The sequence below is a fragment of the Mitsuaria sp. TWR114 genome (assembly GCF_007997345.1).
This window is the reverse complement of the sequence record NZ_VOSR01000512.1, coordinates 1-3,935: the sequence shown is the minus strand read 5'-3', so window position 1 is coordinate 3,935 and position 3,935 is coordinate 1. Positions and strand designations below refer to the sequence as shown.

At 65.7% G+C, this 3,935-nt stretch carries 5 protein-coding genes; 1 reads left to right on the top strand and 4 read right to left on the bottom strand.

Annotated features, from left to right (window positions below; genetic code table 11):
• The coding region (locus FUT87_RS18030; RefSeq protein WP_147241914.1) for a response regulator transcription factor at positions 1–473 on the top strand (473 nt) is incomplete at its 5' end.
• Position 474: 1 nt separating this feature from the next.
• Here the strand turns inward: FUT87_RS18030 and FUT87_RS18025 are convergent.
• The 4 genes from FUT87_RS18025 to FUT87_RS18010 all read right to left on the bottom strand — a co-directional run.
• Positions 475–693 (bottom strand): hypothetical protein, encoded by a 219-nt coding sequence (locus FUT87_RS18025; protein WP_147241913.1) that lies wholly within the window; start codon positions 691–693, stop codon positions 475–477.
• Positions 694–735: 42 nt separating this feature from the next.
• Positions 736–2,307, bottom strand: coding sequence for an anti-phage dCTP deaminase (locus tag FUT87_RS18020; RefSeq protein WP_186830606.1), 1,572 nt, complete (start codon positions 2,305–2,307; stop codon positions 736–738).
• Positions 2,308–2,713: 406 nt separating this feature from the next.
• A complete protein-coding gene (locus FUT87_RS18015) occupies positions 2,714–3,136 on the bottom strand; it encodes an organic hydroperoxide resistance protein (RefSeq protein ID WP_147241911.1) in 423 nt (140 codons plus the stop codon).
• A 70-nt stretch (positions 3,137–3,206) separates the two neighbouring features.
• Positions 3,207–3,935, bottom strand: a 729-nt coding sequence (locus FUT87_RS18010) for an alpha/beta fold hydrolase (protein ID WP_147241910.1), incomplete at its 5' end; no start/stop codon positions are given.

The window sequence follows — 3,935 nt, the reverse complement described above, 5'->3', positions numbered from 1 at the left end:
CCGACGTCACGCTGATGGACCTGCGCATGCGCGACATGGACGGCATCGAGGCGATGACGGCGATCCGCCGGGAGTTCCCGCAGGCGCGGGTGGTGATCCTGACCACCTTCCCGGGCGACTTCCAGGCGGTGCGGGCGATGAAGGCCGGCGCGAGCGGCTACCTGCTCAAGGGCCTGATGCGCACCGAGTTGATCGAGACCATCCGCGGCGTGCATGCGGGGCAGCTGATGGTGCCGGCGGTGATCGAGGCCGCCATCGCGGAGCACGCGGGCAGCCGCACGCTCTCGCTGCGCGAGACGCAGGTGCTGCGCCTGGTGGCGCTGGGCCACGCCAACAAGGAAGTGGCCGAGAGCCTGTCGCTGACTGAGGAGACGGTGAAGGTCCACATGCGGACCATCCTCGGCAAGCTCTCCGCGAAGGACCGCACCCACGCGGTCACCATCGCGCTCAAGCGCGGGATCATCGAGCTCTGAATCAGAAGTACTTCACGCGGTTCAACAGATCGATCTCGATCCGGCGGTCGCGCGACGCCTCTTCAGCGGCTTGACTGACTCGCCCCGGCCCGGAGCTGACCAGACGCAGAGGAGATGCCTCTGCCTGACCGCGCCCCCACTTCGCGAGCGACGCGCCCGGGGCTTCAGGTTGCAGCTCGGGGAACAACGGAATCTGTTGAGAGTCTTGATGCTTGCTCATGTCGAAGCTCGTGTCGAAAGGCGGCTGATGAACTCAGGCACATCAAGGTCCGGCGAGAAAACCCGAGGATTCTAGTTCTCGCAACGCCAGGCCCTCGAGCGTCGTGACCGCCTCCAGGGTGACCGAAGTGACGGGGACGCCGATCGGGAACACTCGCATCCGCCCCGTGCGAGCGTCCTTCCGACCCAAGCCACCTTCACTGAAGAGTTCAAGGAAGCGGACCGGAGCGACGCCATCGAACGGCACGATGCGGACCTTGGCTTCATCGCTCTCGATTTCGGTGATGGCGTCCGCATGGAGCCGGGTCGCCAGGCTCTTGCGGTACGGCTCGATGAAACGGACTTCCCTGATGCCCGCCGCGATGATGTGGCGGGCACAGGAGTGACACGGATACGTCGTCACGAACAGTTTCCCGCCGCGCACGCGCCCGCCGGATGAATGGCCCGCGTTGAGCAGCGCATGCATCTCCGCATGGACTGCGCGGGAGAACTCGATCAGTCCGCGCACCTCGGAGGACCTCCTCAAGCGGGTGACGACCTCTTCGATCTTTCCGGCTTCCACGATGCCTTCCAATGCCTGCGCCAGTCGTTCGGCGATCTCCGTCTTCTCCTCGTCGTTCCAGCACTTGCCGCCATCCTTGTTCCAGCAACGATGGTCAACGTAATGGGACTCGTCGGGTCGGCCGTGCGCTTCATACAAGCCGCCGAAGGCCCGCGGGACGTCGTTCCAGCCGACGGCCAGGACGTTGCCATCGGCTGCGGTGATGGCGGCTCCGACCTGTCGGGAAAGACACGCGGAGTTCCTGGCTGCGGAGTGCGCCTCATACATCGCGCGTTCATTGGCCGACGGCGTGATGATCTTCACCCCCAGGAGCAGATCGAGATAGCGGCTCAGGCTGCCACGGATCTGGTCGTCCGTGCCATCGCTGATCCGGAGGAAGAAATCCGCTTGGGGGAAGACGTCGCGCACGCTCTGTCCGTTGGCGAACTCTTCCCCGGAATCCCGGTCGATGAGCTTGAAGACCTCGCCCATGTCACCCAGCTTCTTCTGCAGGTGCTGCACCCGCGAGGCCAGCGGCGCGTGGACGCTGATCACATGAAGCAATCGCCCGTACACCGAGCGCAGGAGCTCCAGCTCATCGGTGTTCTTGATGGAGTCGATGATGTGGCAATGACGGACCACCGGCGTCGGCACCACCGCTGCCGGTGCGGGCTCCACGCCGCTCAAGGTCATCTGCGAGTGGTCGGGGGCTTCCTCCTGCCGCTTTCGAACCATCGCGATCTTCCGTATGGCCAACTGGGCAAGCACGGAGTTGCCGTACTTCAGCCGGAGGTCGTTGCCCGCGTCGATCAGGTTCTGGATCGAGCTGGCTGCGCCCCGCTGCGAACGCTCCTTGATGAAGTGACTGAGCCGGATCTCGTCGACCACCTTGTAGTCGTAGGACTTCTCGAGCAGCTCCTTCAACGTGGCTGACACCTGATGGAGCGGCGTCCCGAGCGGACCGCAGAGCGCGATCACCAGTTCGGGCGTGATCGCTTCGTCGATGCGCCGTTTGGCGTCGAAGCGCCTGGGGTCGTCTTTGTCTGATGCTGATGCCTGCGGCAACAGCGACACATTGCTTCCCGCTGCCATTCGGGTCCCCCTTGTCCGAGTCCCCTGACTCGAATTGTCATGGGCCTCTGGCCCAGCTTTTTTCGGGACTTTATCGATAGACATCGTCTGAGACCTCCCCTCAAACCCGTGGTGCAGATTGGATGAGCGAAGAACTCTAGGCGGCGCTGAAGCGTTCCGGGCTGCGGCATCTGTGTATGCAATGCCTGCCGCGCCCTAGATACGAGTCAGACGCCGACAGAACACCATCACTGTCGATGGAAATCTCGAAGCTGGACGCTGTGATCCTCCGTGTTGACGGCAGTTCGCCGAGAAGAGCATCGGCAGTTGCCATCACGATCACCATTGCGAAGCAGGCGTGTGCCCGTCAAGAGCGGGACCATCGAACCATGATCCCGCGCCCGCCCGTTCATCCGACGGTGAAGCTCACCTCGATGTTCCCCCGCGTCGCCAGCGAGTACGGGCAGATCTGGTGCGCGCCGTCCACCAGCGCCCACTTCTGCGCCTCGGTCAGGCCGGGCAGCACCACGTGCAGCTTCGCCGCCAGCGCGAAGCCGCCGTCGGCGGTCGTGCCGAGCGAGATGTCGGCCTCGATGGACGCGTCGTCGGGCACGCGGATCGGCTCGGCCGTCCTCACGCGGCGCATCGCGCCCATGAAGCAGGCGGACCAGCCCACCGCCAGCAGCTGCTCGGGGTTGGTGCCCGGACCGCCCGAGCCCGGCAGGCTCAGCCGGACATCGAGCGCGCCGTCGCTGGACTTGCCGGTCCCATCGCGGCCGCCGGTGGTCAGCGTGGAACCGGTGTAGAGGACCTTGTCGATCGTGCGGGTCATGGAGAAATCCTTCGAAGTCGGAAAGTGGAACGGAAAGCAGAGGCGTAGACGGCAGCGGCGGGCTCGGGGCTCACCACTGCGCCACGTCGATGACGGCCTTGGCGAAGTCGGCCGGCGCTTCCTGCGGCAGGTTGTGGCCGATGCCGCCGGTCAGCGCGCGATGCTCGTACTTGCCGGTGAAGCGCGAACGGTAGGCGGCCGCCGGCGGGTGCGGCGCGCCGTTGGCATCGCCCTCCAGCGTGATCGTGGGCATCGCCACGGTCTTCACCTGCGCCAGGCGGATCTCGAGCGGCTCGTACTGCGGGTCGGTCTCGGCCGCGCCGATGCGCGAGCGGTAGTTGTGCACCACCAGCGCGACATGGTCCGGGTTCACCAGGTTCGCGGCGCTGCGCTCGAAGGTTGCGTCGTCGAAGTTCCACTTCGGCGAGGCCTGGTGCCAGATGAAGCGGGCGAAGGCCTTCAGGTTCTTCTCGTAGCCGATGCGGCCGCGCTCGGTGGCGAAGTAGTACTGGTACCACCACGTGAACTCGTCGGCCGGCGACAGCGGCGTCAGCGCGGTGGTCCGGTCCAGCACCAGGAAACCGCTCACCGACACCAGCGCCTGGCAACGCTCCGGCCACAGCGCGGCCATCACGCAGGCATTGCGCGCGCCCCAGTCGCAGCCGCCGAAGATCGCCTTGCGGATGCCCAGCGCGTCCATCAGCGCGATGCCGTCCGCCGCCAGCGCGGTCTGCTGCGCCGAGCGCATCGTGGCGTCCGAGAGGAAACGCGTCGTTCCATAGCCGCGCAGGTGCGGCAC

Excerpts from the sequence above, each read along its gene's own strand:
- FUT87_RS18025 (WP_147241913.1), bottom strand. The coding sequence starts at position 693 with ATGAGCAAGCATCAAGACTCTCAACAGATTCCGTTGTTCCCCGAGCTG.
- FUT87_RS18015 (WP_147241911.1), bottom strand. The coding sequence starts at position 3,136 with ATGACCCGCACGATCGACAAGGTCCTCTACACCGGTTCCACGCTGACC.